The following is a 24,834-nucleotide window of genomic DNA, read 5'->3' as shown; positions in this document are numbered from 1 at the left end:
AGCTGAATATCGGCAATTACCCTAAAAGGCGGCACCGCGGCGTTCGGTCGGCTGCACCTCATCCAGCAGCGTGCGGATGACCCCGGCCATGCTCGCGTTCATATCGTTGCGCCAGAGCGCGAAAGCGACATTGGCCTCGACGAAGCCTTCCGGCGAGCCGCAGTCGAAGGTGCGGCCTTTGTAATGATAGCCGTAGAAGGACTGCTGCCTCTCGAGCTTCAGCATCGCATCCGTCAGTTGGATCTCGTTGCCTGCGCCGCGCTCCTGGCTTTCGAGGATGCCGAAAATCTCCGGCTGCAGGATATAGCGCCCGTTGATGAAGAGATTGGAGGGCGCCGTGCCCGGTTTCGGCTTCTCCACCATTTCGGTGATGCGGAAGCCGTGATGGGTATCCTCGCCGCGGCCGACGATGCCGTATTTGTGCGCTTCGGCCGGGTCGCATTCCTGCACGGCGATGATGTTGTTGCCGGTCTCGGCATAGAGCTCGACCATATCCTTCATGCAGCTTTTCTCCGACTGCATGATCATATCGGGCAACAGCAGCGCGAACGGCTCGTCGCCGACAAGCTCGCGCGCGCACCAGACGGCATGGCCAAGCCCCATCGGCACCTGCTGGCGCGTGAAGCTGGTCTGCCCCGGCGCCGGCTGCAGTCGCTGCAGGCGGGCGAGCTGATCGTCCTTGCCGCGCTGGGCCAGCGTGTCGTAGAGCTCGAACTGGACGTCGAAATGATCCTCGATGACCGCCTTGTTGCGACCGGTGACGAAGATGAAATGCTCGATGCCCGCATCGCGCGCCTCATCGACAACATATTGGATGACCGGCCGGTCGACGACCGTCAGCATCTCCTTCGGAATGGCCTTGGTGGCTGGAAGAAACCGTGTGCCGAGGCCGGCGACCGGGAAAACTGCCTTGCGAACTCGCTTCATGCTCCACCCATCCTTTTTTGAACCCATTATCCGCTCGGCGCTCCGCTCCGCAATCCCCTCCGACATTTTCACGACGGGAATCATTTTCACGCCGGAATGTTGAACTACAGAACGGCCGGATTGACCGGCGAAAGGCCGTGACCGCACTTTTCGTTCCTAGCGGCCCCTATGGTAAACTAAATACTAACCCGGTTCGGCGTTGAATGATCCTTCCTGATTTGACGAAGGAGGAAAAGATGTCCGTTCGCAGTACCGCAAGGCGCCTGACGGCACTGGTGACGGCGGCCGGCCTGACGCTTGCCTTGCTGATGCCCGCCGGACCCGCTTTCGCCGATGCCGGGTTCCGCCAGTGGGTCGCAGGCTTCCGCGCGACCGCGGTCGCGGGCGGCGTTTCCGGCGCTGTCTATGACCAGGCCATGAGGGGCATCGAGCCCGACCCGGTCGTGCTGGAAAAGGCCCGCACCCAACCGGAATTCACCGCCCCCGCCTGGGATTATTTCGACAACCGTGTGCATGACCAGTCGGTGGCCAATGGACAGGCGATGGCGCGCAAATGGAAGCCGTGGCTGGATCGCATCGAGGCGCGGTTCGGCGTCGACCGCAATGTCCTTCTCGCCATCTGGTCGATGGAATCGAACTATGGCGAGATCCTCAAGCGCGACGACATCATGCGCAATGTCGTCCGTTCGCTGGCAACCCTTGCCTATGGCGATCCGAAGCGCTCGAAATATGCCCGTACGCAGCTGATCGCCGCGCTGAAGATCCTGCAGACCGGCGACATCGACGAAAGCCATCTCATGGGTTCCTGGGCCGGCGCGATGGGCCAGACGCAGTTCATCCCGACCAGCTATCAGCGCTATGCCGTCGACATGGACGGCAACGGCCGGCGCGATATCTGGAATTCGATCCCCGACGCATTGGCGACCGCCGCCAACCTTTTGAGGAAGAACGGCTGGCAGGCCGGCAAGACCTGGGGCTACGAGGTGACCCTGCCGGCCGGCAAGCTGCCCGCCGGATCGAAGACGCTGGCGCAATGGCGGGCGCTCGGTGTCGCCAGGGCCAATGGCAAGCCGTTCAGGAACCTGACCGATAAGGCGACGTTGAAGGTGCCGGACGGCAGGGGCGGACCGGCATTCCTGATGATCAGGAATTTTTCGGTCATCAAGGCCTACAACAACGCCGACAAATATGCTTTGGCCGTCGGCCTTCTCGCCGACGAGATCGCCGGCGGCACCGGTCTCGTGCAGGACTGGCAGCGGCCTTTCACCAAGCTCACCTTCGAGGAACGCCAGGAATTGCAGAAGCGGCTTTCCGAGCACGGCTATTATGACGGCAAGTTCGACGGCAAGATCGGCGACGGATCGAAGGCCGCCATCATGGCTTATCAGGCCAAGGTCGGCTTGACCCAGGATGGCTATCCGAGCCTGGAAGTGCTGAAATGGCTCCGGAAGCAATAGAGCCGTCCATGGCGCGAGGCATCCTTTCAAAGACGGAAAGGATGCTGTAGCGCTTCGGCTTGCGCATGATTTTCCGCGTTTTGCTGGTCATGCGCCAAGGAATGGAGAGGTGATTGGTTACGGTTGCGCGTATCTGGCTGATCGTTCGCCACCTGCCGATCCTCGTCCTGGCTGTCGCCGTGCTCGCCGTCGCCGGCTCCAGTGCCTTCCATTCGCCAGCTTTCGCGCAGGAAGAGGAAAGCCGCGGCTGGTCGCTGCGCGACCTCCTGTTCCCGCGCCGCAGCGAGCGCATCGAGCCCCCGGTCGAAATCCAGAAGGCCAGGCCGAAACCAAAGAAGAAACCCAAGCCGCGTCCGCCGGCCGAACCGGAAACGCCGATCGTCGAGAAGGCGCCGGACGCCCGCGTCGTTCTGGTGGTCGGCGATTTCCTGGCGGGCGGGCTGGCCGAGGGTCTCGACGACGCCTTCGCCGACAATCCGGCCGTCAGGATCGTCGTGCGCAGCAACGGCTCGTCCGGCTTCGTGCGCGACGATTTCTACAACTGGCCGGTCGAGATCAAGTCGCTGATCGAGACGGAGAAACCGTCCGTCGTGGTGGTCATGCTCGGCTCCAACGACCGTCAGCAGATGCGCGTCGGCGACGTGCGCGAGCAGCCGCGCTCCGAGACCTGGACCAAGGAATATGAGCGCCGCGCCGACGCGCTGGGCAAGGCCATTCAAGACACCAAGGTGCCGTTCCTGTGGGTCGGCATGCCGGCGTTCCGGGTGGCGAAGATGACCTCGGACATGCTGGCCTTCAACGACATCTATCATTCGGCCGCACAGAGCCATGGCGGCGAGTTCGTCGACGTCTGGGACGGCTTCGTCGACGAGAACGGCGCCTTCGTCACCTCCGGTCCCGACATCAACGGCCAGCCGGTGCGCCTGCGCTCGGACGACGGCATCAAAGTCACCAGGGCCGGCAAGCGCAAGCTGGCCTTCTACACGGAAAAGCCGCTGGCGAAGATCCTGGGACTGGCGGCGCCGGGAAGCATCACCACGGTTTCCGCGCCGGCCGGCGCCCCGGTCGAGGCGTCGAAGCCTGCCGCGGCGCCTGTCATCGTCGACCGCACACCGCCAATGCTGCTCAGCGACCCCGCGCTCGACGGCGGCACGGAACTGCTGGGCGCCGCGCCGCCCGTCAAGGCCGATCCGAACCTGCCGGGTGAAAAGCTGGCCGTAGAAGGCAAGGCGCCGGCCGCCTCGCCCGGCCGCGCCGACGATTTCTCCTGGCCGCCGAAACCGGCAGCCGCGGCCGGCGCCGAGCCGGATACGACGACAGCCATCAGCCGCTAGAACAACCTCAGGAAAGGTGCATAGCGGTTTCCGTTCGGAATTGCGGCATGCAGGCGTTCCGGACCGGGTGGAACAATGGCATTGTCCGCCAAGGGCAAATTCCATGGCTGCGGCCATGACTGGGGGACAAGATGTCGGCGACCGGTTACGCGTTGATTGGGTTCACAGCTTGGGCGCTTTGCCTGCTTATTTTCATGGAAGTCGTGCGGACCTATCTGGTTGTGACGGGCCGGATCCCCGCAAATGGTTTCAGCCCCGACAACGCCGGCTTGTCGCCCTTTATGCAGCGACTTGCACGGGCTCATGCGAATTGCATCGAGGGCCTGCCCATATTCGGAAGTCTTATGGCTTTGGCGATCATGACCTCACGCGTTTCGATCACCGATCCTCTTGCGTACTGGTTCCTCGCGGCCCGTATTGCGCAGTCGGTTGTTCATTTGACGTCGACAAGCGCAACCGCTGTTAAGGTTCGATTCTCGGCGTTTGCGGTCCAGATGGCCATCGGCGCCTATTGGGCGGCAGCGCTACTGGTGAGCTAGAACTATCGAAGCTCCTGGCCCGAGCATTTGCGGCCAGCGGCGTCATCTTGCCTTGCGGAACACATCGACCCTCTTCAGCGTGGCAGCACTGTCGACCCCATCAGCGCCTCGTCGATCGAGCGCGCCGCCTGGCGGCCTTCGCGGATCGCCCACACCACCAGCGACTGGCCGCGGCGCACGTCGCCGGCCGCGTAGAGCCTGTCGATGCTGGTCCTGTAGTCGCGGTCGTTGGCCTCGACGTTTCGCGAGCGACGGCTGTCCGTGACCACCTTTATCTCGCCATCGAGCTCCTTCATCACGCTGTCGCTCGCCGGCCCGGCAAAACCGATGGCGATGAAGGCGAGATCGGCGCGGATGACGAATTCGCTGCCGGCGATCGGCTTGCGCTTCTCGTCGACCTCGCAGCAGCGGACGCCGGTCAGCTGGCCGTCCTCGCCGATGAACTCGAGCGTCGCCACCTGGAATTCGCGCTCCGCGCCCTCGGCCTGCGAGGACGACGTGCGCATCTTGGTCGCCCAGTAGGGCCAGACCGCGAGCTTGTCTTCCTTCTCCGGCGGCTGCGGGCGGATGTCGAGCTGCGTCACGCGCACCGCGCCCTGCCGGAAAGCGGTGCCGATGCAGTCGGATGCCGTGTCGCCGCCGCCGACCACCACGACATGCTGACCGCCGGCAATGATCGGGTGCGAGGGCCAGGCCACCGACTGGATCGGCTCGCCGCCGACGCGGCGGTTCTGCTGCACCAGATAGGGCATGGCGTCATAGACGCCGCCAAGATCATCGCCCGGAATGTTGGCCGGGCGCGGCGTTTCCGAGCCGCCGCAATAGAGCACGGAGTCATGGTCGGCGAGAAGTTCGGCAACAGACTTGTCGACGCCGACATTGACGCCGCAATGGAAGCTCACGCCTTCGCCCTGCATCTGCTCGATGCGGCGGTCGATGTAGTGCTTCTCGATCTTGAAGTCCGGAATGCCGTAGCGCATCAGTCCGCCCGGCCGGCTCTCGCGCTCATAGACATGCACGTCATGGCCGGCGCGGCCGAGCTGCTGCGCCGCCGCCATGCCGGCCGGCCCGGAGCCGATGATGGCGACACGCTTGCCGGTCTTCTTCTCCGGCGGATAGGGCCGGATGTGGCCGGTCTCATAAGCCTTGTCGGCGATCGCCTGCTCGATCGTCTTGATGGCGACCGGAATGTCCTCGAGATTCAGCGTGCAGGCTTCCTCGCACGGCGCAGGGCAGATGCGGCCGGTGAATTCAGGGAAATTGTTGGTCGAATGCAGGTTGCGGATCGCATTGTCCCAGTCGCCATTGTAGACGAGATCGTTCCAGTCCGGGATCTGGTTGTGGATCGGGCAGCCGGTCGGTCCATGGCAGTACGGGATGCCGCAATCCATGCAGCGCGCGGCCTGTTTCTCGACCTCCTTGTCCGACATCGGCAGCGTGAACTCGCGGAAATGCCGGATGCGATCCGAGGCAGGCTGGTACTTGTGCACCTGCCGGTCGATTTCGAGAAAGCCTGTTACCTTGCCCATAGTCCAGTCCCTGCTGTCCGAAGGCACGCACGAAAGCCTAGCTTGTCGGCGCACCCGTTAACCTCATAAGGCCGCCGTGGCAACCTTGGTTCCTAAAGCAATTCCAGGAAAAGTGCGTGGCGGTTTTCCGTCCGGAATTGCGTAAAAACAAATAGTTAGAGCGGTTTGGCGGTTCTAGCCAAACCGCTCTAGGTCAGGATTGTTGGTGAGGATGCCGGCCGGGGCATTGTCTCCCCGGCCATTCCCGAAGCCTATTCCGCCGCCACGCTCATGCGCATGCGTTCCATCTCGATCAGCGCGCGGCGATACTCGACCGGCATGATTTTCCGGAATTTCGGCCGGAAGCTCTGCCAGTTGTCGAGTATCTCGCGGCCGCGCAGCGAGCCCGTGTAATGGACGTGGTTCGAGATCAGCTGATAGAGCCGCTCCTCATCGTGGCTGGTCATATCGCCGGAGACGTCGACGCGCCCCTTGTGGTCGAGGTCGCCGCCGTGATGGAGCAGCTTCTCCATCAGGTCGTCCTCTTCCGGAACCGGCTCCAGCTCGACCATCGCCATGTTGCAGCGCTCGGCGAAATCGCCCTTCTCGTCGAGGACATAGGCGACGCCGCCCGACATGCCGGCGGCGAAGTTGCGCCCTGTTTTGCCGATGACGACGACGATGCCGCCGGTCATGTATTCGCAGCCATGGTCGCCGACGCCTTCGACGACGGTGACGACGCCGGAATTGCGCACCGCGAAGCGCTCGCCGGCGACGCCGGCGAAATAAGCCTCTCCCTCGGTGGCGCCATAGAGCACAGTATTGCCGACGATGATCGATTCAGCAGCTGTGATCTTGGCCTCTTCCGGGGGACGGATGACGATGCGGCCGCCCGACAGGCCCTTGCCGACATAGTCGTTGCCGGCGCCGACGAGATCGAAGGAGACGCCGCGCGCCAGAAACGCGCCGAACGACTGCCCGGCTGTGCCGGTGAGCTTGACGGTGATCGTGTCCTCGCGCAGGCCCTTGTGCTTGAAGCGCTTGGCGACTTCGCCCGACAGCATCGCGCCGGCGGAGCGGTCGACATTGCGGATCGGCAGCTCGATGGTGACCGGCTGCTTGGCCTCCAGCGCCGGCTTCGCCAGCTCGATCAGCTTGCGGTCGAGCACGTCGTCGATCGGATGCTTCTGCCGCTCGGTCCAGTGCAGCGCCTCATGCGGCGCATCGGGCTTGAAGAACATCTTCGAGAAGTCGAGCCCGCGCGCCTTCCAATGCTGGATCACGTCGCGCTTCTCCAGAAGGTCGGTGTCGCCGATGATCTGGTCGAGATGGGTGAAGCCCATTTCGGCGAGCAGCGCGCGCACCTCTTCCGCCACGTAGAAGAAGAAGTTGATGACGTGTTCCGGCGTGCCCTTGAAGCGCTTGCGCAGCACCGGGTCCTGCGTCGCCACGCCGACCGGGCAAGTGTTCAGGTGGCACTTGCGCATCATGATGCAGCCGGCCGCGATCAGCGGCGCGGTCGAGAAGCCGAACTCGTCGGCGCCGAGCAGCGCTCCGATGATGACGTCGCGCCCGGTGCGCAACCCGCCGTCGACCTGCAGCGCGACGCGGGAGCGCAGGCCGTTGAGCACCAGCGTCTGGTGCGTTTCGGCAAGACCCATTTCCCATGGGCTGCCGGCATGCTTGAGCGAGGTCAGCGGCGAGGCGCCGGTGCCGCCGTCATAGCCCGAGATGGTGATGTGGTCGGCGCGCGCCTTGGCGACGCCCGCCGCAACCGTGCCGACGCCGACCTCCGACACCAGCTTGACCGAAACATCGGCCGCCGGGTTGACGTTCTTCAGGTCGTAGATCAGCTGCGCCAGATCCTCGATCGAATAGATGTCGTGATGCGGCGGCGGCGAGATCAGGCCGACGCCGGGCGTCGAATGCCTGACTTTGGCGATGGTGGCGTCGACCTTGTGTCCAGGCAGCTGACCGCCCTCGCCGGGCTTGGCGCCTTGCGCCACCTTGATCTGCATGACGTCTGAATTGACGAGGTATTCCGCCGTGACGCCGAACCGACCGGAAGCGACCTGCTTGATCGCCGAACGTTCCGGATTCTTGCCGCCGCCGGGCAGCGGCAGGTAGCGGTCGGCCTCTTCGCCGCCCTCGCCGGTGTTCGACTTGCCGCCGATGGTGTTCATCGCGCGCGCCAGCGTGGTGTGCGCTTCCCTGGAGATCGAGCCGAAGGACATCGCCCCGGTCGAGAAGCGCTTGACGATCTCGGCTGCCGGCATGACGTCGTCGAGCGCGACAGTCTTGCGGCCGGTTTCCTCGGCCAGCTTGATCTTGAACAGGCCGCGGATGGTCTGCGCCCGCGCGGTCGCGCTGTCGATCTGCGCCGAATAGTCCTTGAATGTGTCCCAGGAGCCCTGGCGCACGGCGTGCTGCAAGGTGGCGACCGCGTCCGGCGACCACATATGCGCCTCGCCGCGCATGCGGAACATGTATTCGCCGCCGACCTCGAGGCTGTTGCGCAGCACCGGGTCGTTGCCGAAGGCGTCGGTATGGCGGCTGAGCGTCTCGGTCGCGATCTCGTCCAGCCCGACGCCTTCGATCAGCGTCGCGGTGCCGGTGAAATACTTCTGCACGAAATCCGACTTCAGGCCGATCGCGTCGAATATCTGCGCGCCGCAATAGGACTGATAGGTTGAGATGCCCATCTTGGACATCACCTTGAGGATGCCCTTGCCGATCGACTTGATGTAGCGGGAGACGACCTCGTATTCGTCGACCTCTTCCGGCAATTCGCCGCGCCTGTGCATGTCGAGCAGCGTGTCGAAGGCGAGATAGGGATTGATCGCCTCGGCGCCGTAGCCGGCCAGGCAGCAGAAGTGATGCACCTCGCGCGGCTCGCCGGATTCCACGACCAGCCCGACCGCCGTGCGCAGCCCCTTGCGGATCAGGTGGTGATGCACCGCCGCCGTGGCGAGCAGCACCGGGATGGCGATCCGGTCCGGTCCGATCTGGCGGTCGGAAAGGATGATGATGTTGTAGCCGCCGGCGACCGCCGCCTCGGCCCGCTCGCAGAGCCGGTCGATGGCGCCCTGCAGGCCCGCCGCGCCCTCGTTCGAGGCGTAGGTGATGTCGATCGTCTTGGTGTCGAAACGGTCCTCGGTGTGACCGATGGAGCGGATCTTCTCGAGATCGCCGTTGGTCAGGATAGGCTGGCGCACTTCCAGCCGCTTGCGGCGCGACGTGCCGACAAGGTCGAAGATGTTCGGCCGCGGCCCGATGAAGGACACCAGGCTCATCACCAGCTCCTCGCGGATCGGGTCGATCGGCGGGTTGGTGACCTGGGCGAAGTTCTGCTTGAAATAGGTATAGAGCAGCTTCGACTTGTCCGACATCGCCGAGATCGGCGTGTCGGTGCCCATCGAGCCGACCGCTTCCTGGCCCGTGGTCGCCATCGGCGCCATCAGAAGCTTGGTGTCTTCCTGCGTGTAGCCGAAGGCCTGCTGGCGATCGAGCAGGCTGACGTCCTTGCGCAGCGCGCGCGGCTCGACCGGCTTCAGGTCTTCGAGGATGAGCTGCGTGTTGGCGAGCCAGGTCTTGTACGGGTGCCTGGTGGCGATCTCCGACTTGATCTCCTCGTCGGAGATGATGCGGCCCTTGGCAAGATCGATCAGAAGCATGCGGCCGGGCTGCAGCCGCCACTTCTGCACGATCTTTTCCTCCGGCACCGGCAGCACGCCGGCTTCCGAAGCCATGATGACGCGGTCGTCCTCGGTGACGATATAGCGCGCCGGGCGCAGGCCGTTGCGGTCGAGCGTCGCGCCGATCTGGCGTCCGTCGGTGAAGGCGACCGCCGCCGGCCCGTCCCACGGCTCCATCAGCGCGGCATGGTACTCGTAGAAGGCCTTGCGGTCAGCGTCCATGAGCTTGTTGCCGGCCCAGGCTTCCGGGATCAGCATCATCATGGCGTGGCTCAGGCTGTAGCCGCCCTGGAACAGGAATTCGAGCGCATTGTCGAAGCACGCCGTGTCGGACTGACCCTCATAGGAGATCGGCCAGAGCTTCGAGATGTTGTTGCCGAACAGCTCGGAATCGACCGAGGCCTGGCGCGCCGCCATCCAGTTGTTGTTGCCGCGCACCGTGTTGATCTCGCCATTATGCGCGACCATGCGGTAGGGATGCGCCAGCTTCCACGACGGGAAGGTGTTGGTCGAGAAGCGCTGGTGGACGAGGATCAGCGCGGTCTCGAAGCGCGGGTCGGTGAGGTCCTTGTAGTAGGCGCCGACCTGATAGGCCAGGAACATGCCCTTGTAGACGATGGTCCGCGCCGACAGCGACACGCAATAGGCGCCGATGTCCTTGTTGTCGTTCTCGGCATAGATGCGGCCCGAGATCACCTTGCGCAGCAGATAGAGCCTGGCCTCGTATTCCTCGTCGTCCGGAATGTCGGCCGTGCGGCCGATGAACACCTGCCGATGGAACGGCTCCGATGCGACGATCTCCGGCGCCTTCGACAGCGACGAATTGTCGACCGGCACGTCGCGGAAGCCGACGAGCGGCAGACCCTCGGATTGTGCCGATTCGGCGATGATGTCCTCGATATGGGCACGCAGTGCTGCGTCCTGCGGCATGAACCAGTGGCCGACACCGTACTGGCCGGCAGGCGGCAGTTCGACGCCCTTGGCCGCCATCTCCTCGCGGAAGAACCGGTCCGGAATCTGCACCAGCACGCCGGCGCCGTCGCCGACCAGCGGATCGGCGCCGACGGCGCCGCGATGGGTGAGGTTCTCCAGCATCGCCAGACCGTCTTCGACGACCTGGTGCGACTTCACGCCCTTCATGTTGGCGATGAAGCCGACGCCGCAGGCGTCATGCTCGTTGCGCGGATCGTAGAGCCCTTGCGCGGTCAAGACAGTGGTCGGGCCGGCGGCGGCGCGAGTCGGATTTTTGACGGCTGCCGCTTTCGTCTGCGCGGCCTGGCCGTTGATCGCAGATGGCGTCAGTTCCGTCATCGTCCTATCCTCCGTTCCGCACCCTTGGCGGTGATTTCCCTTAGGGCGCTGGTTTGCCTTGGGAAGCACAACGCTTCCCTTTCATCCTTGCTGCACGTCTCGCGAAATCCTTGCCGAACCATGCGGCCATACGCCCGGTTCGCATCCGGTATCGTACAGGCCAGAGCGGAGCCGTCTACCCGCCGCTCGCGACAATGGCCGGATTGGCAGCGATGATACGCCAGTCCAGCCTGTTTTGTGCGACAAAATAAGACAGCACTACTGTCCTAAATTTTTTATGACAGAATTCAGGAGCCCGCACAAGACCGATTCACAAAAATCTTGGCCACGCCGCGACACAAAATTTCGTGAGGCGCTTGCGAAACGTAAGCATCAGTCTCGGCTCCTTCGCGTTGGCTGGCTTCACCGCTTTGCCGGCATTTGGCCCTTGCGCTCGGCTGGCCAAAGCGTTCAAGTCGCGCCCGTTTTCCTCAGATCAGCTGCGAGCCTTTCGATGTTCTTTGCATCCGACAACTGGGCGGGCGTCCATCCCGACATTTCGGCCAATCTTTCCCGGCACGCGGCCGGCATCGCGACCGCCTACGGCGACGGCGACCTGGACCGGGCCGTCTACCGCCGCTTCAGCGAGATCTTCGAGCGGGACGTTCAAGTGTTCTTTGTCGCGACCGGCACGGCGGCGAATGCACTCTCGATGGCGGCGTTGAACCGCATCGGCGGTATCGCTCTTTGCCATTCCGAAGCGCATATGAATGTCGATGAATTCGGCGCGGCGGGTTTCTATACCGGCGGCGCGCGCATGGCGCCGGTCCAAGGCCCCTTGGGACGCATCAACCCGCAGGCTCTGGACAGGGCCATCAAACGCTATTCGCAAGACCTTGCGCCGGCCGGCCAGCCGATGGCGGTGACGATCACCCAGGCTACGGAAGTGGGCACCGTCTACACTGTCGGCGACGTCAAGGCGATTGCCGAGGTCAGCCGCCGCCATAGACTGCCGCTGCATATGGACGGCGCGCGCTTCGCAAATGCGATCGCGGCGACCGGCGTGACCCCTGCTGAAATGACCTGGAAAAGCGGCGTCGATCTCATCTCCTTCGGCGCCACCAAAAACGGCTGCTGGATGGCCGACGCGGTGGTGATCTTCAACCCGGAAGTCGGCCGGGATCTGCGCCTGCTTCGCCAGCGTGCAGGGCAGACCTTTTCCAAGGCGCGCTTCATCTCGGCCCAGTTCGAGGCCTATCTCAACGACGAGCTGTGGCTGAGGATGGCGCACCACGCCAATGCGATGGCGGCACATCTGGCCGAGACCATCGAGGACGCGCCGGCGGGCAGGCTCGCCTGGCTGCCGCAGGCCAACGAAGTGTTCGCGATCCTCGACCGCGGCACTGCCGAAAAGCTGCAGGCCGCCGGCGGCAAATTCTACGAATGGGGCGTGCCGCAGGGTTTTGACGGCCATCTCGGCGACAATGAAGCGATCTACCGCTTCGTCGCCAGCTTCGCGACGACGGCGGAAGAGATTGACCGCCTCGGTCTACTGCTCTCCGAATGATCAGGCCAGGAAAGGCCGCACAAGCAGCTCGAAGCCAAGCAGGATCAGGAAGATCAGGAACCAGCGGCGGAATGCCGCCGGGCTGATCCGCTGTCTGAGAACCTGCCCGAGCCACATGCCGAGCAAGGCCGGCAGCACGGCCAGCGAGGACATCGCCAGATGTCCGACCTCGAACGCGCCATGCGAGGCCAGGCCCAGCGCCAGCGCAATGGTGGACACCGTGAAGGAAAGGCCGAGCGCCTGGATGAGGTCATCGCGGCCCAACCCGAGCGCCTGGATGTAGGGCACGGCCGGCACGACGAAGACTCCGGTGCCGCCGGTCACAAGGCCGGTCAGAAAGCCTACAAACGGTGAGAACCAGCGCTCGGTCTTCGCCGGGACGGCGGGCTGCCGCGCCAGCAACGTATAGGCGGCATAGAGAACCAGGGCGGCGCCGAGGCCTGCGTTCGTCCACGTTATATTGTCGCTGGCGAGCAGCCGCGAGCCGGCGACGGTGCCGACCACGATGCCTGCCATCATCAGCCAGAGCCGTCGCAGGATCGATGCAAAGCCCGGGCCGGCGAACAGCTGCCAGACATTGGTGACGAAGGACGGCACGATGAGCAGCGACGCGGCGGTGACCGGCGGCATGACGGTGCCCAGCAATCCCATCGCCAGCGTCGGCAGCCCCATGCCGGTGACGCCCTTGACGATCCCCGCCAGCAGGAAGGTGACGGCGATGGTTGAGGTGAGCAGCAGGGAGAAATCGGTCATTGCCCTTCATGGGAGGACAATGCGGGCTTCAAAAGAGCCAGAAGGGATCCGTTGCCCATGGCACAAAAAAGCGGCGCCTTTCGACGCCGCTTTTGTCTCGGGAGGGAGACGTGTCTTACATGTGGAGCGCGCTGGTTACGCGGCGGCCTTGGCCTCGATCTGCTTGGCCTTGTCCGAAGACGAGGTGATCGCGATCTTGCGCGGCTTCAGCTCCTCGGGAATGTTGCGCTTGAGGTCGACGAAGAGCAGGCCGTTCTTCAGCGTGGCGCCCTCGACCTCGACGTGATCGGCGAGCTGGAAGCGGCGCTCAAAGGCGCGCGAGGCAATGCCGCGATAAAGCAGCTCGGAACCTTCGCCGTTGTTCTCTTCCTTGCGCTCGCCCTTGACGGTCAGCACATTGCGGTGCGCCTCGATCGAGATCTCGTCTTCCGAGAAGCCGGCAACGGCCATCGAGATGCGATAGGCGTTCTCGCCGGTGCGCTCGATGTTGTAGGGCGGATAGGTCTGCACGCTCTCGGGCTGGCCGAGGGTATCGAGCATGGTAAACAGCCGGTCGAAGCCGACGGTCGAACGATAAAGCGGGGAAAAATCAACGTGACGCATGGTGTGTTCTCCTGTTGAGCAACATGGTTTGCGTGTGACCCGGTGCGAAACCCTCGAAAGGCGTCCCGGATAGGCCAGCGGCCCCGACATCGGCGGCCGCAATCTCCATTTGGGAAGCGCAAAAGCCCATTTCAAGAACTTTGCGCGATCAACTTCCCTGCGATCTTTGCGCCCGATGAACGCCAGATGAACCGCGGCTTCGGCATCCGTTCAGCCACGCGGCGCCAAGCTACTGCCGACAATGCGGACATGCGGTGCCTCGATCAGGGCGCCGCGACGAGGCCGAACCGGGTGCAACGTCCCTTCCTCCCGGATCGACAGAGGCCGGAAGCGCGCCGCAGGCGCTTCCGGCCTTCCCCGTTCGGCCCAGCAACGCCTTTGCTTTTGGCGCATGGCCGTCTATCACCATGGCAACGCCTGGCCCGTTCGGGCAATGAACAATCAACGAAGCGCCGAATGACGGACCTTTTCCACCAGACCGAGGGCAATCCGCAGCCCGAAAATGCCGCCGGCGGCTTTTTCACCACCCACGACGGCAAGAAGATCCGCTATGGCGTCTTCGGCGCGGTCGCCCGCCCGCTGCAGGGCACGGTGGTGCTGCTGACCGGCCGCAACGAGTGCATCGAGAAATATTTCGAGACCATCCGCAACCTCGCCGACCGGGGCTTCAGCGTCGCAGTCCTCGACTGGCGCGGCCAGGGCGGTTCCAGCCGCCTGCTGCGCGATCCCCAGCGCGGCTATGTCCGCAGCTTCCGCGACTACACCCGCGATCTCGAGCAGTTCTTCGGGGAGATCGTGCTGCCGGATTGCCGCGGCCCCTATTACATCCTCGCCCATTCGACCGGGGCGGTGATCGCGCTGCTGGCTTCACCGTCGATGGTCAACCGGGTGCGGCGCATGGTGCTGATCGCGCCCTTCCTGGCCGTGCCCGACTTGCCGGTTTCGATAACCGCTGTACGGCGCGTCTGTGCGGTGTTTTGCGCTCTGGGCCTCGGCTGGCTTTATGCCGCCCTGGGGCCGCGCCCGAAATTGCCGACGCCCTTCGAAACCAACAAGGTGACTTCGGATCCTGAGCGCTACCGGCGTAATACCGGCATCTACAAGGCCTGGCCGCAGCTGGCGCTCGGCGGCCCGACCATCCGTTGGCTGAAAGCCGCCGCCGAGGCTTCCGATGCGATCAGCGATCCCGACTTCATGGCCGGGATCCAGGTGCCGATGCTCATTGTCGCCGCCGGCGCCGACCAGGTCGTCTCGACCAAGGCCGTGGAATCCTATGCCAGGCGGCTCCGCGTCGGCTCGCTCCTGATGATCGACGGCGCGCATCATGAGATCCTGCAGGAGAAGGATCTTTACCGCGAGCAGTTCCTCGCGGCCTTCGATGCTTTCATTCCCGGAACCGGCGACGCCATTTGACCGCTTCGCCGGGCGCGCCGATCTCGCGGGCCAGCCTGACGACCGGCGGGCGAATTGCATGATCCGGCTGGCTTCCCGGCTCTCCGCGCCGTGCCGGGCGCGGCTTGACCCATATTCCCGTTCAGGCCTCGAGCGCTAGGTTGCCACCCAACGAGGTCATACGCCAGTCGACAGAGATCGGGAGAAACGGCCATGAACGCATCGAACACGCTGTCACGTCAGGGGCATCACCTGCTGCAGATTGGCGTCGCCCTGCTTTTGTTTTCGTCATTCGAAGGCTTCACAATACCGTTCCTCGCCGCACCGCGGCTTGGACTGTCCGCGCACACGCTGAGCGGCCTGCAGGGCGTTCTCATGCTGGCGCTGGGTCTCGCGTGGCCAAGGCTCAATCTCGGCGCGGCGATGTCGCGGGTTGCGTTCTGGCTGCTGATCTATTCGGCTTTGGCGATCCTGGCGGCCTACGTGATCGCCAGCGCCTGGGGGGCCGGCAATGAGACAATGCCGTTGGCGGCTGGGGCCTTCCGTGGGAGCGCCTTTCAGGAAGCCGTGATCAAGATCGTGGGGTATTCGTCCGCGCCGACCGGCCTCACCGCTTTCGCGCTCATTTTGTGGGGCCTGCGTCTCACGGATGCCCGGCGCGCCGACAGCTAGGCGATTCCATCCGCGCTGCGGTTTTCAGCCGCGTACTGCCTGAACAGACGCAGAGGCGCGCCGGATGCTCAGCCGCGCAGCGCCGCCATCGCCGCGGCATGCAATTCCGGGGTTGCCGCCGCCAGTATGTCGCCGCCCTTCTCCGCCGGCCCGCCCTCGAATGTCGTTACCACGCCGCCCGCCTTCTCGATGATTGGGATCAGCGCCACGATATCGTAGGGCTTCAAGCCTGGGTCGGCGACAATGTCGACGCTTCCCGCCGCCACCATGGCGAAGGCGTAGCAGTCCGTGCCGTAGCGGGCGAGTTGCACCTGCTTCTCGAACTCATCGTAGCGATTGCGCGCCTCGCCCCTGTAGAGCGCCGGCGTGGTGGTGAACAGCGTCGCCTCGGCGAGCTCCGTCGTCTTGCGGGTCGCGAGCTTGCGCGGGCCACCCGGACCTTCGTAATGCGAGCCGGAGGCATTGGCGTAGAACAGCTCGCCGGTGAAGGGTTGCGACATCAGGCCGGCGACGGCGTCGCCGTCGACCGTCAGACCGACCAGCGTTCCCCACACCGGCAGGCCGGAGATGAAGGCGCGTGTGCCGTCGATCGGGTCGATGACCCAGACATGCCGGCTCGAAATGTTCTCGCTGCCATGCTCCTCGCCGAGGATGCCGTGATCGGGGTATTCCGCCGCTATCAGTGCCCGGATGGCGCGCTCGGCCTCGCGATCGGCCTCCGTCACCGGATCGAAGCTTTCCGTCTGCTTGTTGGCGACCGCGCCCTGGCTGCGGAAGCGCGGCAAGGTCTCGGCGGCGGCGGCACGCGCGATGCGCCGCATGAAATCGATGCTGACGTCCAACTCACTCTCCCCGTTGCGGCAGCCATCGGCAGCCGCTGTTTCCGCCGGAAGAGAAGCGTGAAGCCAGGGTCAGGCGCCTCCCTCCTGTTGCCCCAATGTCACACCTCACCCGCCGAAGCGGAATTTCCACATCATATTGAATTAAAAAACCCTGAAGCCGATTGACATTTGTGCATCGCACAATAGTTTTGTTCTCGGACAGGTTACTCTGTCCATGCCCTCCTTGGGCGTTTCCTCCCTAGACTTCGACCGTGTCGTGAAAGCGATGCGGTCTTTTTTTAGGCCGCGAACGGCCGCTTCGCGGTCATTCCGCGGCGAGCGGCAGGTCGACGAAATGATGATCGGGTATCGACATCAGCTCGGCCGAAAACCGCGTCAGGTCGTCGGCAAGCGCGTCGAAGCCGGCCGATTTCTGGAATGTCCGCTCGTTCATGTAAAGCCCGCGATTGACCTCGATCTGCAGCGCGTGGAGATGACGTGCCGGCCGCCCGTAATGCTCGGTGATGAAGCCGCCGGCATAGGGCTTGTTGTGCGCGACCGCGTAGCCCATGCCCGTAAGCAGGCCGATCGCCCTCTCGGTCAGAGCCGCGGTGGCGGAAATGCCGAAGCGGTCGCCGATGATGAAATCCGGCCGCACCCCATTGTCGCCGACCCGGATGCTGGCCGGCATCGAATGGCAGTCGATGAGCACGGCATAGCCGAACCTGGCGTGGGTCCTGGTCAATAGCCGCTTCAGCGTTTCGTGATACGGCTTGTAGACGGTCTCTATGCGCCCCACCGCCTCGGAGAGCGGCAGGCGCCCGGGATAGATGTCCAGCCCCTCCCCCACCAGCTTCGGCACGGTGCCCAGCCCGCCCGCGACGCGGGCCGAGCGGATGTTGCAGAAGGACGGCACCGGCTCCGCGAACATGCGCGGATCGAGTTCCCATGGCTCGCGGTTGACGTCGAGATAGGCGCGCGGGAAGTTCGCCGCCAGCATCGGCGCGCCGAGCGCGACGGCGCCGCCGAAAAGCTCCTCGACATAGCAATCCTCGGAGCGGCGTATGGCGTTGCGGTCGAGCCGCGCCATGGCGAGGAAGCGCTCGGGATAGTGGCGGCCGCTATGCGGCGAATTGAACAGGAAAGGGACGCGTTGCTCGGCGCCCGATCGGATTTCGAAGGGTGGTACGACCGAAAAATCCTCGGCTGCCGTCTTCAATTTGAACGAACCAGGATGAAGCACTGCATCATGTTGCAAAACTGCCATCTTGCGCCCGGCATGTCCAGCATTTCAGCCCCACGAAACAGCTGGCCGCTGCGGCAAAGACAAGGCCAATGTTCACTTGATGTTTACCGTCTCCTCCTCATATACAGGATGGTTAACGGGCTTGCCCGTCGGCAGGCTTGGGGTAGTGATTCGGACGGGACAACATGGCACGCATTCTGCTGGCGGAAGACGATGACGATATGCGCCGGTTCCTCGTCAAGGCGCTGGAACGAGCCGGCTACCAGGTAAGCGATTTCGACAATGGCGCCAGCGCCTATGAGCGGCTGCGCGAGGAGCCTTTCTCGCTGCTTTTGACCGACATCGTCATGCCCGAGATGGACGGCATCGAGCTTGCCCGCCGGGCCACCGAGATCGATCCGGACCTCAAGGTGATGTTCATCACCGGTTTTGCCGCCGTCGCGCTCAACCCGGATTCCAAGGCGCCCAAGGACGCCAAGGTGCTGTCGAAGCCTTTCCATCTGCGCGACCTTGTCAACGAGGTCGAGAAGATGCTGCAGGCCGCTTGAGGAGCCTTTCGGCAAGGCATCGGTACTTCCAACCGCTGCCGCAAAACGGAGCTTTCTTTTCTCATTCCTGCTATTGACGCGCCGGACCAAAAATGGTGTATGCGCGGCTTCGGATGGGCGTGTAGCTCAGCGGGAGAGCACTGCATTGACATTGCAGGGGTCACAAGTTCAATCCTTGTCACGCCCACCATCCAGCCAAATCCAAAAGAGTAAGGCAATACGGCAGTAGGCAATAGGGCTTCGCCGCTGCGTTCCCGGATTCCTCCTACTGCCCTACTCCCCTACTGCCCTGCTTTCTCATTGAATCATTGCGGTGTCGGATCGGGCGAATGACCGGGATTGCCACCGCCACCGCCGCCCTTGCCTTCGCGGCATGGCGCATCGCCGATGCCGCAGCATTTGGCGTTATGGGTAACGTTCGGCTTGATGGTGTCGCAGTCCCTGTAGCTTGTGGTCTTGCAGCCGGCCAGCACAGAAACGGCGATGGCGGCGAGAAAGACTTTTCTTGAAACGATAGTCATATGCGTTCTCCTTGGTGAACTTGGTTCGTTACGCAACGCTTGGTCGCGCTTCGCCACGGAACGGTTCAAAGGAGAGAAAAGAATTTTTATCCGCCAGCTGATCGGCAGCGGCGGCAGGAGCCGACAGGTGTCCGGCTCAGACGCCTGCTACCGCCAAGAAGCTCTTCATCCTGGCGACGGCAAGCTCGGGATCGGCCAGCAATCCTGCCTGGTCGGCGAGGCGAAACACGTCCGCGTAATGGCATATGCCGCGCGCCGACTGCATGCCGCCGACCATGGTGAAATGATCCTGGTGTCCGTTCAGCCAGGCCATGAAGACGATGCCGGCCTTATAGTATTCCGTAGGAGCCTCGAAGATCTTGCGCGACAAAGGCACGGTCGGCGCCATCAGCGCGTCATAGCCGGCCCGGTCGCCCGCGCCGAGCCTGGCCAGCGCGGCGTTCGCCGCCGGCGCGATGGCGTCGAAGATGCCGAGCAGCGCGTGCGAATGCCTCCTGCCGTCGCCGGCGATCAGCTCCGGATAGTTGAAATCGTCGCCCGTGAACATCACCACGCCGTAAGGCAGGCGGTCGCGCAGCAACACCTCCTTGCCGGCATCGAGCAGCGAGATCTTTATGCCTTCGATCTTACCGGCATGCCGCTCGATGATACCGACGACCGTGTCAAGCGCCGGCTCGAAATCCCGGCTGCCCCAATAGCCCTTGAGCGCCGGATCGAACATGTCGCCCAGCCAGTGCAGGATCACCTTGCCGGAGGCCTGTGAAAGGATGCGGTCGTAGACGCGCGCATAGTCGTCCGGGCCTTTGGCCACCGCCGCGAGCGCGCGGCTCGCCATCATGATCGCCTTGCCGCCCTCGCCTTCGATGAAGGCGAACTGCTCCTCATAGGCATGGATCACGTCGTCCAGCGTCCTTGCCGCCGCCGGCGCCAGATGGTCGGTGCCGGCGCCGGAGGCGAGATCGGCACCCTTCATCGTACGCGCCTCGGCGATCGAGCGCCGGATCAGTTCCTTGGCGCTTGCCCAGTCGAAACCCATGCCGCGCTGCGAGGTATCCATTGCTTCGGCGATGCGGAAACCGAGCCGCCACAGATGATGGCGAAAAGCCATGGTTCTGTCCCAGTCGACCGCAGCCTGAGACCACGGATCGGTCATGGCGAAGGGGTTGGCGACGACATGGGCCGCGGCATAGGCGACGCGTGGGAAAGCCGCGCCGATAATGGGCTCCGCCGGTTGGCCGACCAGCCGGTAGCCGACACGGTCGCCACTCTCCGCAGGCAGGATGATGTCCATGCAAATCTCCCTTTGCGGCAGCCTATAAATGGAACGTTCCAATAAATCAAGAACCTTTATGGTTTTGGCAACTGAAGCGATTCAACGCCGCATCCCGACGTCAAAGTCTTGCATTTGCGACTAATCCATCAATTTTTTGAATTCCGTGCGAATCCCGATTGACTCCGGTTTGGTACGATGTTTAGAACGTTCCAATAAATTTGATATCGAGCATGGAGAACGCATGACATGGCCAGCCGGGCCAAGGCGACGATCCTGGACATTGCCCGCGAGGCCGGCGTGTCCAAGTCGACGGTATCGCTCGTGCTGCAGGGCAGCGGGCTGATCCGGCCTGAAACCGCGACCAAAGTCCGCAAGGCGATCGAGGATGTCGGATATGTCTACAACCGCGGCGCCGCCAATCTGCGCAAGGCGCATTCGAACGTCATCGGCATGGTGATCAACGACCTCACCAATCCCTTCTTCGCGGAGCTTGCGGTCGGCATGGAGCGCGTCTTCCAGGCGGCCGGCATCGTGCCCTTCATCGCTAACACGGCGGAAAATCCGGTCCGCCAGGAAGAGGTGCTGAAGTCGCTGATGGAGCAGGGCGTCGCAGGCCTGATCGTGTCACCGGCGCGCGGCACCACGCCAGGCGCTTTCCGCCGCGTCGAGGCGGCAGGCGTGCCGGTCGTCTTTGCCATGCGCCGCCTGCCCGAGAGCCGCATCCCGGCAATCGCGCCCGACAACCATCGCGGCGCCTTTCTCGCCACCCAGCATCTCATCGCCAAGGGACATCGCCGGCTGGCCTTCTTCGGCGGCTCCTCGGACCTTGTGGTCTACCACGACCGCTTGGGCGGCTTCCTCGAAGCCTGCGAGACTCACGGCATTCCGGCAGCCGATAGGACCATCGTCGAAGGCGAGACCAGCCGCAAAGGCGGCATGGCTTGCCTGGAGACGGCGCTTGCGTCGCCCGAGCCGCCGACGGCCGCCCTTTGCTTCAACGATGCCGTCGCCTTCGGCGTCATGCTGGCGCTGCGCAAGCGCGGCCTGGAGGCCGGGACGGATTTTGCCGTGGTCGGCTTCGACGATGTCGCCGAGGCCGAACACTACATCCCCGCGCTGACCAGCGTTGCCGTCGACACCGCCGGCCTCGGCGAACGCGCCGCTCACGTCATGCTGAAGATGATCCAGTCGCGCACGACGCGCGCCGAGGACCATATCGGCGCGGTGAGCCTGGCCGTCAGGGAAAGCTGCGGGCCGGACCGCAATGCGCGCGGCGCTGGAGTGGGAGACGCCGCATGACGGTGAGATGGGGCCTGATCGGCGCGAGCACGATCGCAAAACAGTTCATGATCGACGCCATCCGCGCCCAAGCCGACGCCGAGGTTGCCGCCGTGATGAGCTCCAGCCCCGAGCGCGCCGAAGCCTATGCCGGGGAAAACGGCATCCCGGCCGCCGTCTCGAAGCTCGATGCGTTGCTCGGCACGGACATCGACGCCGTCTACATCTCGACGACCAACGAATTGCACCTCCAACAGGGGCTTGCCGCGATCAAGGCCGGCAAGCATGTGCTCTGCGAAAAGCCGCTGGCGCTGACCAGCGCCGACGCGCGCAAGATGGTTGCGGCCGCGAAGGAAGCCGGCATCGTGTTCGGCACCAACCATCATCTGCGCAACGCCGGCGCGCACCGGGCGATGCGCGAGGCGATTGCCGCCGGGCGTATCGGCAAGCCTGTCGCGGCGCGCGTCTTCCACTCCGTCTATCTGCCGGAAAACCTGCAGGGCTGGCGCATCGCCAGGCCCGAAGCCGGCGGCGGCGTGGTGCTCGACATCACCGTCCACGACGCCGACACGCTGCGCTTCGTGCTCGGCGACGACCCGGTCGAGATCTCCGCTTTCACACAGTCGGCCGGCATGGCCGGTGGTGGACTGGAAGACGGCGCCATGTGCGTCTGGCGCTTCAAGTCCGGCGTCATTGCGCAATCGCATGAAGGCTTCACGACGAAGTTTGCCGGCACCGGCTTCGAGGTGCATGGTTCGGAAGGCTCGCTGATCGCTACCAATGTAATGACGCAGAAGCCGGTCGGCTCCGTGCTCTTGCGCACCGCGAACGGAGAGGAAGAGCTGAGCTTCGACCGCGAGGACCTCTACACCCGCTCGCTGCACCAGTTCCATGCCGCGATCCGGGGCGAAGGCCAGCCCTCGGCCACCGGCGAGGACGGCGTCTGGTCGCTGGCAGCGGCCGAGGCGGCTTTGCAGTCGGCGAAGACCGGCAAGACCGTTTCGATCGATCCGAAACTCGGGAGCGGAAATTGAGCAAGGTCGTTTCCGCGTCACGGGCCGCCAGCCTGATCAAGGACGGCATGGTCGTCTCGGTGTCGTCGTCGAGCGGCCTCGGCTGCCCCGACGCGGTGCTTGCCGCGATCGGCGAGCGCTTCGACGCGGAAGGCCATCCGACGGCGATCACCACGCTGCATCCGATCGCCGCCGGCGACATGTACGGCATCAAGGGCATCGACCATCTGGCGAAACCGGGCCTGCTCAAGCGCACGCTCTGCGGCTCCTATCCGTCCGGCCCCTCCTCCGCCGAGCCGCCGCAAATCTGGAAGATGATCGGCGATAATTCGGTCGCCGCTTACAACGTGCCGTCCGGCATCCTGTTCGACATGCATCGCGAGGCCGCCGCCAAACGGCCGGGCGTGCTGACCAAGGTCGGCCTCGACACCTTCGCCGACCCGCGCCACCAGGGCTGCGCCATGAACGCGGCGGCTAGCGAGCCGATCGTTTCGGTGCAGCAGTTCGATGGCGAGGAATGGCTCTATTTCCGCGCCATTGTTCCGAACATCTCGATCATTCGCGCCACCACGGCCGACGAGCGCGGCAACCTCACCTACGAGCATGAAGGCGCCTATCTCGGCGGTCTGGAACAAGCGCTCGCGGCCCGCAACAATGGCGGCATCGTCATCGCGCAGGTGAAGCGCGTCGTCGAGAACGGCACGCTGAAGCCGCATGACGTCCGCGTGCCCGGCATGCTGGTCGACCATATCGTGGTGGCGCCCGACCAGTTGCAGACGACGCTGACGCCTTACGATCCGGCGATCTCGGGCGAGATCTTCCGGCCGCTCTCCACCTTCCGCACGCCCGAGATGAATATCCAGAAGGTGATCGCGCGCCGTGTCGCCATGGAGTTGCGCGACGGCATGGCCGTCAACATCGGCTTCGGCATCTCCGCCAACGTGCCGCGCATCCTCTTGGAGGAAGGCCAGCACGGCAAGGTCACCTGGGTGATCGAGCAGGGCGCGGTCGGCGGCGTGCCGCTGCTCGATTTCAAGTTCGGCTGTGCCTCGAACGCCGAGGCGATCATGCCGTCACCGCACCAGTTCATCTATTTTCAGGCTGGCGGCTTCGACGCCTCGCTGCTCTCCTTCCTGCAGATCGACCGTCACGGCTCGGTCAACGTCTCGAAGCTGTCGGCGCGCCCGCATGTCACCGCTGGCGCCGGCGGCTTCGTCGACATCACCGCGCGGGCGAAGAAGATCGTCTTCTCCGGCTTCTTCAACGCCGGCGCAAAACTCTCGCTGGCCGACGACGCCATCCGCATCGACCAGGAAGGCAAGGTCAAGAAGATCGTCGAGGAGGTCGAGCACATCTCCTTCTCCGGCAGGCGCGCCGTCGCGCAAGGCCAGGACATCACCTATGTCACCGAGCGCTGCGTGATGAAGCTGACGCCGGACGGGCTGATGGTGACGGAGCTGGCGCCCGGCGTCGACCTCGAACGCGACGTGCTGGCGCAAGCCGAGATTCCGCTTGCCATCGCCAACGATCTGAAGGTGACGCCCGCGTCGCTCTACCAGGACCGGCCGATCGGCCTGTCGCTCAATGGCGGCGCTTCGCTCGGAGGCGCGCATGGCTGAGCGCCTCGTCACCTTCGAGCAGGATGGCGCCGTCGGCATCGTCACGCTGCGCCGTCCGGAAAAGTTCAACGCATTGGACATTCCGATGCTTCGCGCGCTCGAAGCTTCGCTCGACGAAGCAGAACTGGCCGAGGGCGTCCGCGTCGTGCTCATCCGGGGCGAAGGCAAGGGCTTTTGCGCCGGCGGCGACGTCGAGGCCTGGGCCCAATTAAGCGCCGCCGACTTCCAGGTGCAATGGGTCCGCTACGGCCATCGCGTTTTCGACCGGCTGGCGCGGCTCAGGCAGCCGACCACCGCCGTGCTGTCCGGCCATGCGCTGGGCGGCGGGCTGGAACTGGCGGCCGCCTGCGACTTCCGCATCGCCGAATCCCAGGTGAAGCTCGGTTTCCCTGAAACCTCGATCGGCGTCGTGCCCGGCTGGTCCGGCACGCAGCGCGCCGTGCGCCGCTTCGGCGCGCAGGCGGTGCGGCGCATGGCAATAGGGGGGGAAGTCTTGCTAGCGAGCGAGGCGCTCGCGCTCGGCATCGTCGACCGCCTCGTCGAAACCGGCAAGGCATTTGAAGAAGCCAGAGCTTGGGGAGAAAAAATCGCCGAGCGCGGCCCGCTGGCGACCGAGGCCGCGAAGCTGATGATCGGCATTGCCGAAGGCGAGGAGAATGCCGCCGCGGTCGAGGCGCTGGCCAGCGGCTTCATCGCGCTGACCGACGACCTCAAGGCCGGCGTCGGCGCCTTCAAGGCCAAGCAGAAGCCGGCCTTTTCGAGATCCTAGGAAAACGCG

The 24,834-nt window shown here is 64.2% G+C and carries 20 protein-coding genes and 1 tRNA gene; 12 read left to right on the top strand and 9 right to left on the bottom strand.

Going from position 1 to position 24,834, the window contains the following annotated elements; translation table 11 throughout:
* Window positions 1-21: 21 nt before the first annotated feature.
* A complete protein-coding gene (gene galU, locus EJ071_RS11950) occupies window positions 22-927 on the bottom strand; it encodes a UTP--glucose-1-phosphate uridylyltransferase GalU (protein WP_126098043.1) in 906 nt (301 codons plus the stop codon).
* 236 nt (window positions 928-1,163) lie between these two features.
* On the opposite strand from galU, the gene EJ071_RS11945 reads away from it, so the two are divergent.
* The 3 genes from EJ071_RS11945 to EJ071_RS11935 all read left to right on the top strand — a co-directional run bounded on the left by EJ071_RS11945 (window position 1,164) and on the right by EJ071_RS11935 (window position 4,257).
* Window positions 1,164-2,384, top strand: coding sequence for a lytic murein transglycosylase (locus EJ071_RS11945; RefSeq protein WP_126098042.1), 1,221 nt, complete (start codon window positions 1,164-1,166; stop codon window positions 2,382-2,384).
* Between the two features lie 113 nt (window positions 2,385-2,497).
* Entirely contained in the window at window positions 2,498-3,718 is a 1,221-nt protein-coding gene (locus tag EJ071_RS11940) for a DUF459 domain-containing protein (RefSeq protein ID WP_126098041.1), read from the top strand.
* A 131-nt stretch (window positions 3,719-3,849) separates the two neighbouring features.
* On the top strand, window positions 3,850-4,257 hold the full coding sequence (locus EJ071_RS11935) for an MAPEG family protein (RefSeq protein WP_126098040.1): 408 nt from the start codon (window positions 3,850-3,852) through the stop codon (window positions 4,255-4,257).
* Window positions 4,258-4,331: 74 nt separating this feature from the next.
* Here the strand turns inward: EJ071_RS11935 and EJ071_RS11930 are convergent, their stop codons facing one another.
* Both EJ071_RS11930 and gltB read right to left on the bottom strand, forming a co-directional pair.
* Window positions 4,332-5,786 (bottom strand): glutamate synthase subunit beta, encoded by a 1,455-nt coding sequence (locus EJ071_RS11930; protein ID WP_126098039.1) that lies wholly within the window; start codon window positions 5,784-5,786, stop codon window positions 4,332-4,334.
* Window positions 5,787-6,037: 251 nt separating this feature from the next.
* Window positions 6,038-10,771: a glutamate synthase large subunit gene (gltB, locus tag EJ071_RS11925; RefSeq protein WP_126098038.1), complete on the bottom strand. Its 4,734-nt coding sequence runs from the start codon at window positions 10,769-10,771 to the stop codon at window positions 6,038-6,040.
* Between the two features lie 493 nt (window positions 10,772-11,264).
* Here gltB and EJ071_RS11920 point away from each other — a divergent pair, with 493 nt between their 5' ends.
* Window positions 11,265-12,317 (top strand): low specificity L-threonine aldolase, encoded by a 1,053-nt coding sequence (locus tag EJ071_RS11920; protein ID WP_126098037.1) that lies wholly within the window; start codon window positions 11,265-11,267, stop codon window positions 12,315-12,317.
* Here the strand turns inward: EJ071_RS11920 and EJ071_RS11915 are convergent, their stop codons facing one another.
* Both EJ071_RS11915 and EJ071_RS11910 read right to left on the bottom strand, forming a co-directional pair.
* Window positions 12,318-13,070, bottom strand: coding sequence for a sulfite exporter TauE/SafE family protein (locus EJ071_RS11915; protein WP_126098036.1), 753 nt, complete (start codon window positions 13,068-13,070; stop codon window positions 12,318-12,320).
* 135 nt (window positions 13,071-13,205) lie between these two features.
* Complete coding sequence (locus EJ071_RS11910) at window positions 13,206-13,673, bottom strand: Hsp20 family protein (protein WP_126098035.1); 468 nt, start codon at window positions 13,671-13,673, stop codon at window positions 13,206-13,208.
* A gap of 456 nt (window positions 13,674-14,129) precedes the next feature.
* Here EJ071_RS11910 and EJ071_RS11905 point away from each other — a divergent pair, with 456 nt between their 5' ends.
* Both EJ071_RS11905 and EJ071_RS11900 read left to right on the top strand, forming a co-directional pair.
* Entirely contained in the window at window positions 14,130-15,086 is a 957-nt protein-coding gene (locus EJ071_RS11905; RefSeq protein WP_126098034.1) for an alpha/beta hydrolase, read from the top strand.
* Window positions 15,087-15,278: 192 nt separating this feature from the next.
* Complete coding sequence (locus tag EJ071_RS11900; protein WP_126098033.1) at window positions 15,279-15,737, top strand: hypothetical protein; 459 nt, start codon at window positions 15,279-15,281, stop codon at window positions 15,735-15,737.
* Between the two features lie 68 nt (window positions 15,738-15,805).
* Here the strand turns inward: EJ071_RS11900 and hisN are convergent, their stop codons facing one another.
* On the bottom strand, window positions 15,806-16,579 hold the full coding sequence (gene hisN / locus EJ071_RS11895; RefSeq protein ID WP_126098032.1) for a histidinol-phosphatase: 774 nt from the start codon (window positions 16,577-16,579) through the stop codon (window positions 15,806-15,808).
* A gap of 304 nt (window positions 16,580-16,883) precedes the next feature.
* Window positions 16,884-17,825, bottom strand: a complete 942-nt coding sequence (locus EJ071_RS11890) for an N-formylglutamate amidohydrolase (protein WP_126098031.1) — start codon at window positions 17,823-17,825, stop codon at window positions 16,884-16,886.
* A gap of 164 nt (window positions 17,826-17,989) precedes the next feature.
* On the opposite strand from EJ071_RS11890, the gene EJ071_RS11885 reads away from it, so the two are divergent.
* Both EJ071_RS11885 and EJ071_RS11880 read left to right on the top strand, forming a co-directional pair.
* Window positions 17,990-18,352, top strand: a complete 363-nt coding sequence (locus EJ071_RS11885) for a response regulator (RefSeq protein WP_006199474.1) — start codon at window positions 17,990-17,992, stop codon at window positions 18,350-18,352.
* A gap of 115 nt (window positions 18,353-18,467) precedes the next feature.
* Window positions 18,468-18,542: transfer RNA gene (locus EJ071_RS11880), tRNA-Val, on the top strand.
* A 115-nt stretch (window positions 18,543-18,657) separates the two neighbouring features.
* Here EJ071_RS11880 and EJ071_RS11875 read toward each other — a convergent pair.
* Both EJ071_RS11875 and EJ071_RS11870 read right to left on the bottom strand, forming a co-directional pair.
* Window positions 18,658-18,873, bottom strand: coding sequence for a hypothetical protein (locus EJ071_RS11875; RefSeq protein WP_059184470.1), 216 nt, complete (start codon window positions 18,871-18,873; stop codon window positions 18,658-18,660).
* Window positions 18,874-19,009: 136 nt separating this feature from the next.
* On the bottom strand, window positions 19,010-20,164 hold the full coding sequence (locus EJ071_RS11870) for a dihydrodipicolinate synthase family protein (protein WP_126098030.1): 1,155 nt from the start codon (window positions 20,162-20,164) through the stop codon (window positions 19,010-19,012).
* 228 nt (window positions 20,165-20,392) lie between these two features.
* On the opposite strand from EJ071_RS11870, the gene EJ071_RS11865 reads away from it, so the two are divergent.
* From EJ071_RS11865 to EJ071_RS11850, 4 genes are read left to right on the top strand one after another with little or no spacing between them, the layout of a single operon-like run.
* The gene (locus EJ071_RS11865) at window positions 20,393-21,445 is read left to right on the top strand and encodes a LacI family DNA-binding transcriptional regulator (RefSeq protein WP_126098029.1); all 1,053 of its coding nucleotides are present in this window, start codon (window positions 20,393-20,395) and stop codon (window positions 21,443-21,445) included.
* Entirely contained in the window at window positions 21,442-22,458 is a 1,017-nt protein-coding gene (locus tag EJ071_RS11860) for a Gfo/Idh/MocA family oxidoreductase (protein WP_126098028.1), read from the top strand. The genes EJ071_RS11865 and EJ071_RS11860 overlap by 4 nt, the downstream gene beginning before the upstream one ends.
* Window positions 22,455-24,056 carry an acyl CoA:acetate/3-ketoacid CoA transferase gene (locus EJ071_RS11855; RefSeq protein ID WP_126098027.1) on the top strand — a complete coding sequence of 534 codons (1,602 nt, stop codon included), beginning with the start codon at window positions 22,455-22,457 and terminating at the stop codon, window positions 24,054-24,056. Before EJ071_RS11860 ends, EJ071_RS11855 begins: the two co-directional genes overlap by 4 nt.
* On the top strand, window positions 24,049-24,825 hold the full coding sequence (locus tag EJ071_RS11850) for an enoyl-CoA hydratase/isomerase family protein (RefSeq protein ID WP_126098026.1): 777 nt from the start codon (window positions 24,049-24,051) through the stop codon (window positions 24,823-24,825). Before EJ071_RS11855 ends, EJ071_RS11850 begins: the two co-directional genes overlap by 8 nt.
* The last annotated feature ends 9 nt before the right edge of the window (window positions 24,826-24,834 follow it).

The sequence above is a fragment of the Mesorhizobium sp. M1B.F.Ca.ET.045.04.1.1 genome (assembly GCF_003952465.1).
Classification (GTDB): Bacteria; Pseudomonadota; Alphaproteobacteria; order Rhizobiales; family Rhizobiaceae; genus Mesorhizobium; species Mesorhizobium shonense.
This window is presented reverse-complemented; position numbering and strand designations above follow the sequence as displayed.

Bases quoted from the DNA above. Each gene is read 5' to 3' on its own strand.
- EJ071_RS11870 (WP_126098030.1), bottom strand. From the start codon at position 20,164: ATGGACATCATCCTGCCTGCGGAGAGTGGCGACCGTGTCGGCTACCGG.
- EJ071_RS11900 (WP_126098033.1), top strand. From the start codon at position 15,279: ATGAACGCATCGAACACGCTGTCACGTCAGGGGCATCACCTGCTGCAG.
- EJ071_RS11930 (WP_126098039.1), bottom strand. From the start codon at position 5,786: ATGGGCAAGGTAACAGGCTTTCTCGAAATCGACCGGCAGGTGCACAAG.
- EJ071_RS11875 (WP_059184470.1), bottom strand. From the start codon at position 18,873: ATGACTATCGTTTCAAGAAAAGTCTTTCTCGCCGCCATCGCCGTTTCT.
- EJ071_RS11865 (WP_126098029.1), top strand. From the start codon at position 20,393: ATGGCCAGCCGGGCCAAGGCGACGATCCTGGACATTGCCCGCGAGGCC.
- EJ071_RS11850 (WP_126098026.1), top strand. From the start codon at position 24,049: ATGGCTGAGCGCCTCGTCACCTTCGAGCAGGATGGCGCCGTCGGCATC.
- EJ071_RS11910 (WP_126098035.1), bottom strand. From the start codon at position 13,673: ATGCGTCACGTTGATTTTTCCCCGCTTTATCGTTCGACCGTCGGCTTC.
- EJ071_RS11860 (WP_126098028.1), top strand. From the start codon at position 21,442: ATGACGGTGAGATGGGGCCTGATCGGCGCGAGCACGATCGCAAAACAG.
- EJ071_RS11945 (WP_126098042.1), top strand. From the start codon at position 1,164: ATGTCCGTTCGCAGTACCGCAAGGCGCCTGACGGCACTGGTGACGGCG.
- EJ071_RS11915 (WP_126098036.1), bottom strand. From the start codon at position 13,070: ATGACCGATTTCTCCCTGCTGCTCACCTCAACCATCGCCGTCACCTTC.
- EJ071_RS11905 (WP_126098034.1), top strand. From the start codon at position 14,130: ATGACGGACCTTTTCCACCAGACCGAGGGCAATCCGCAGCCCGAAAAT.
- EJ071_RS11920 (WP_126098037.1), top strand. From the start codon at position 11,265: ATGTTCTTTGCATCCGACAACTGGGCGGGCGTCCATCCCGACATTTCG.
- galU (WP_126098043.1), bottom strand. From the start codon at position 927: ATGAAGCGAGTTCGCAAGGCAGTTTTCCCGGTCGCCGGCCTCGGCACA.
- gltB (WP_126098038.1), bottom strand. From the start codon at position 10,771: ATGACGGAACTGACGCCATCTGCGATCAACGGCCAGGCCGCGCAGACG.
- EJ071_RS11890 (WP_126098031.1), bottom strand. From the start codon at position 17,825: ATGGCAGTTTTGCAACATGATGCAGTGCTTCATCCTGGTTCGTTCAAA.
- EJ071_RS11885 (WP_006199474.1), top strand. From the start codon at position 17,990: ATGGCACGCATTCTGCTGGCGGAAGACGATGACGATATGCGCCGGTTC.
- EJ071_RS11935 (WP_126098040.1), top strand. From the start codon at position 3,850: ATGTCGGCGACCGGTTACGCGTTGATTGGGTTCACAGCTTGGGCGCTT.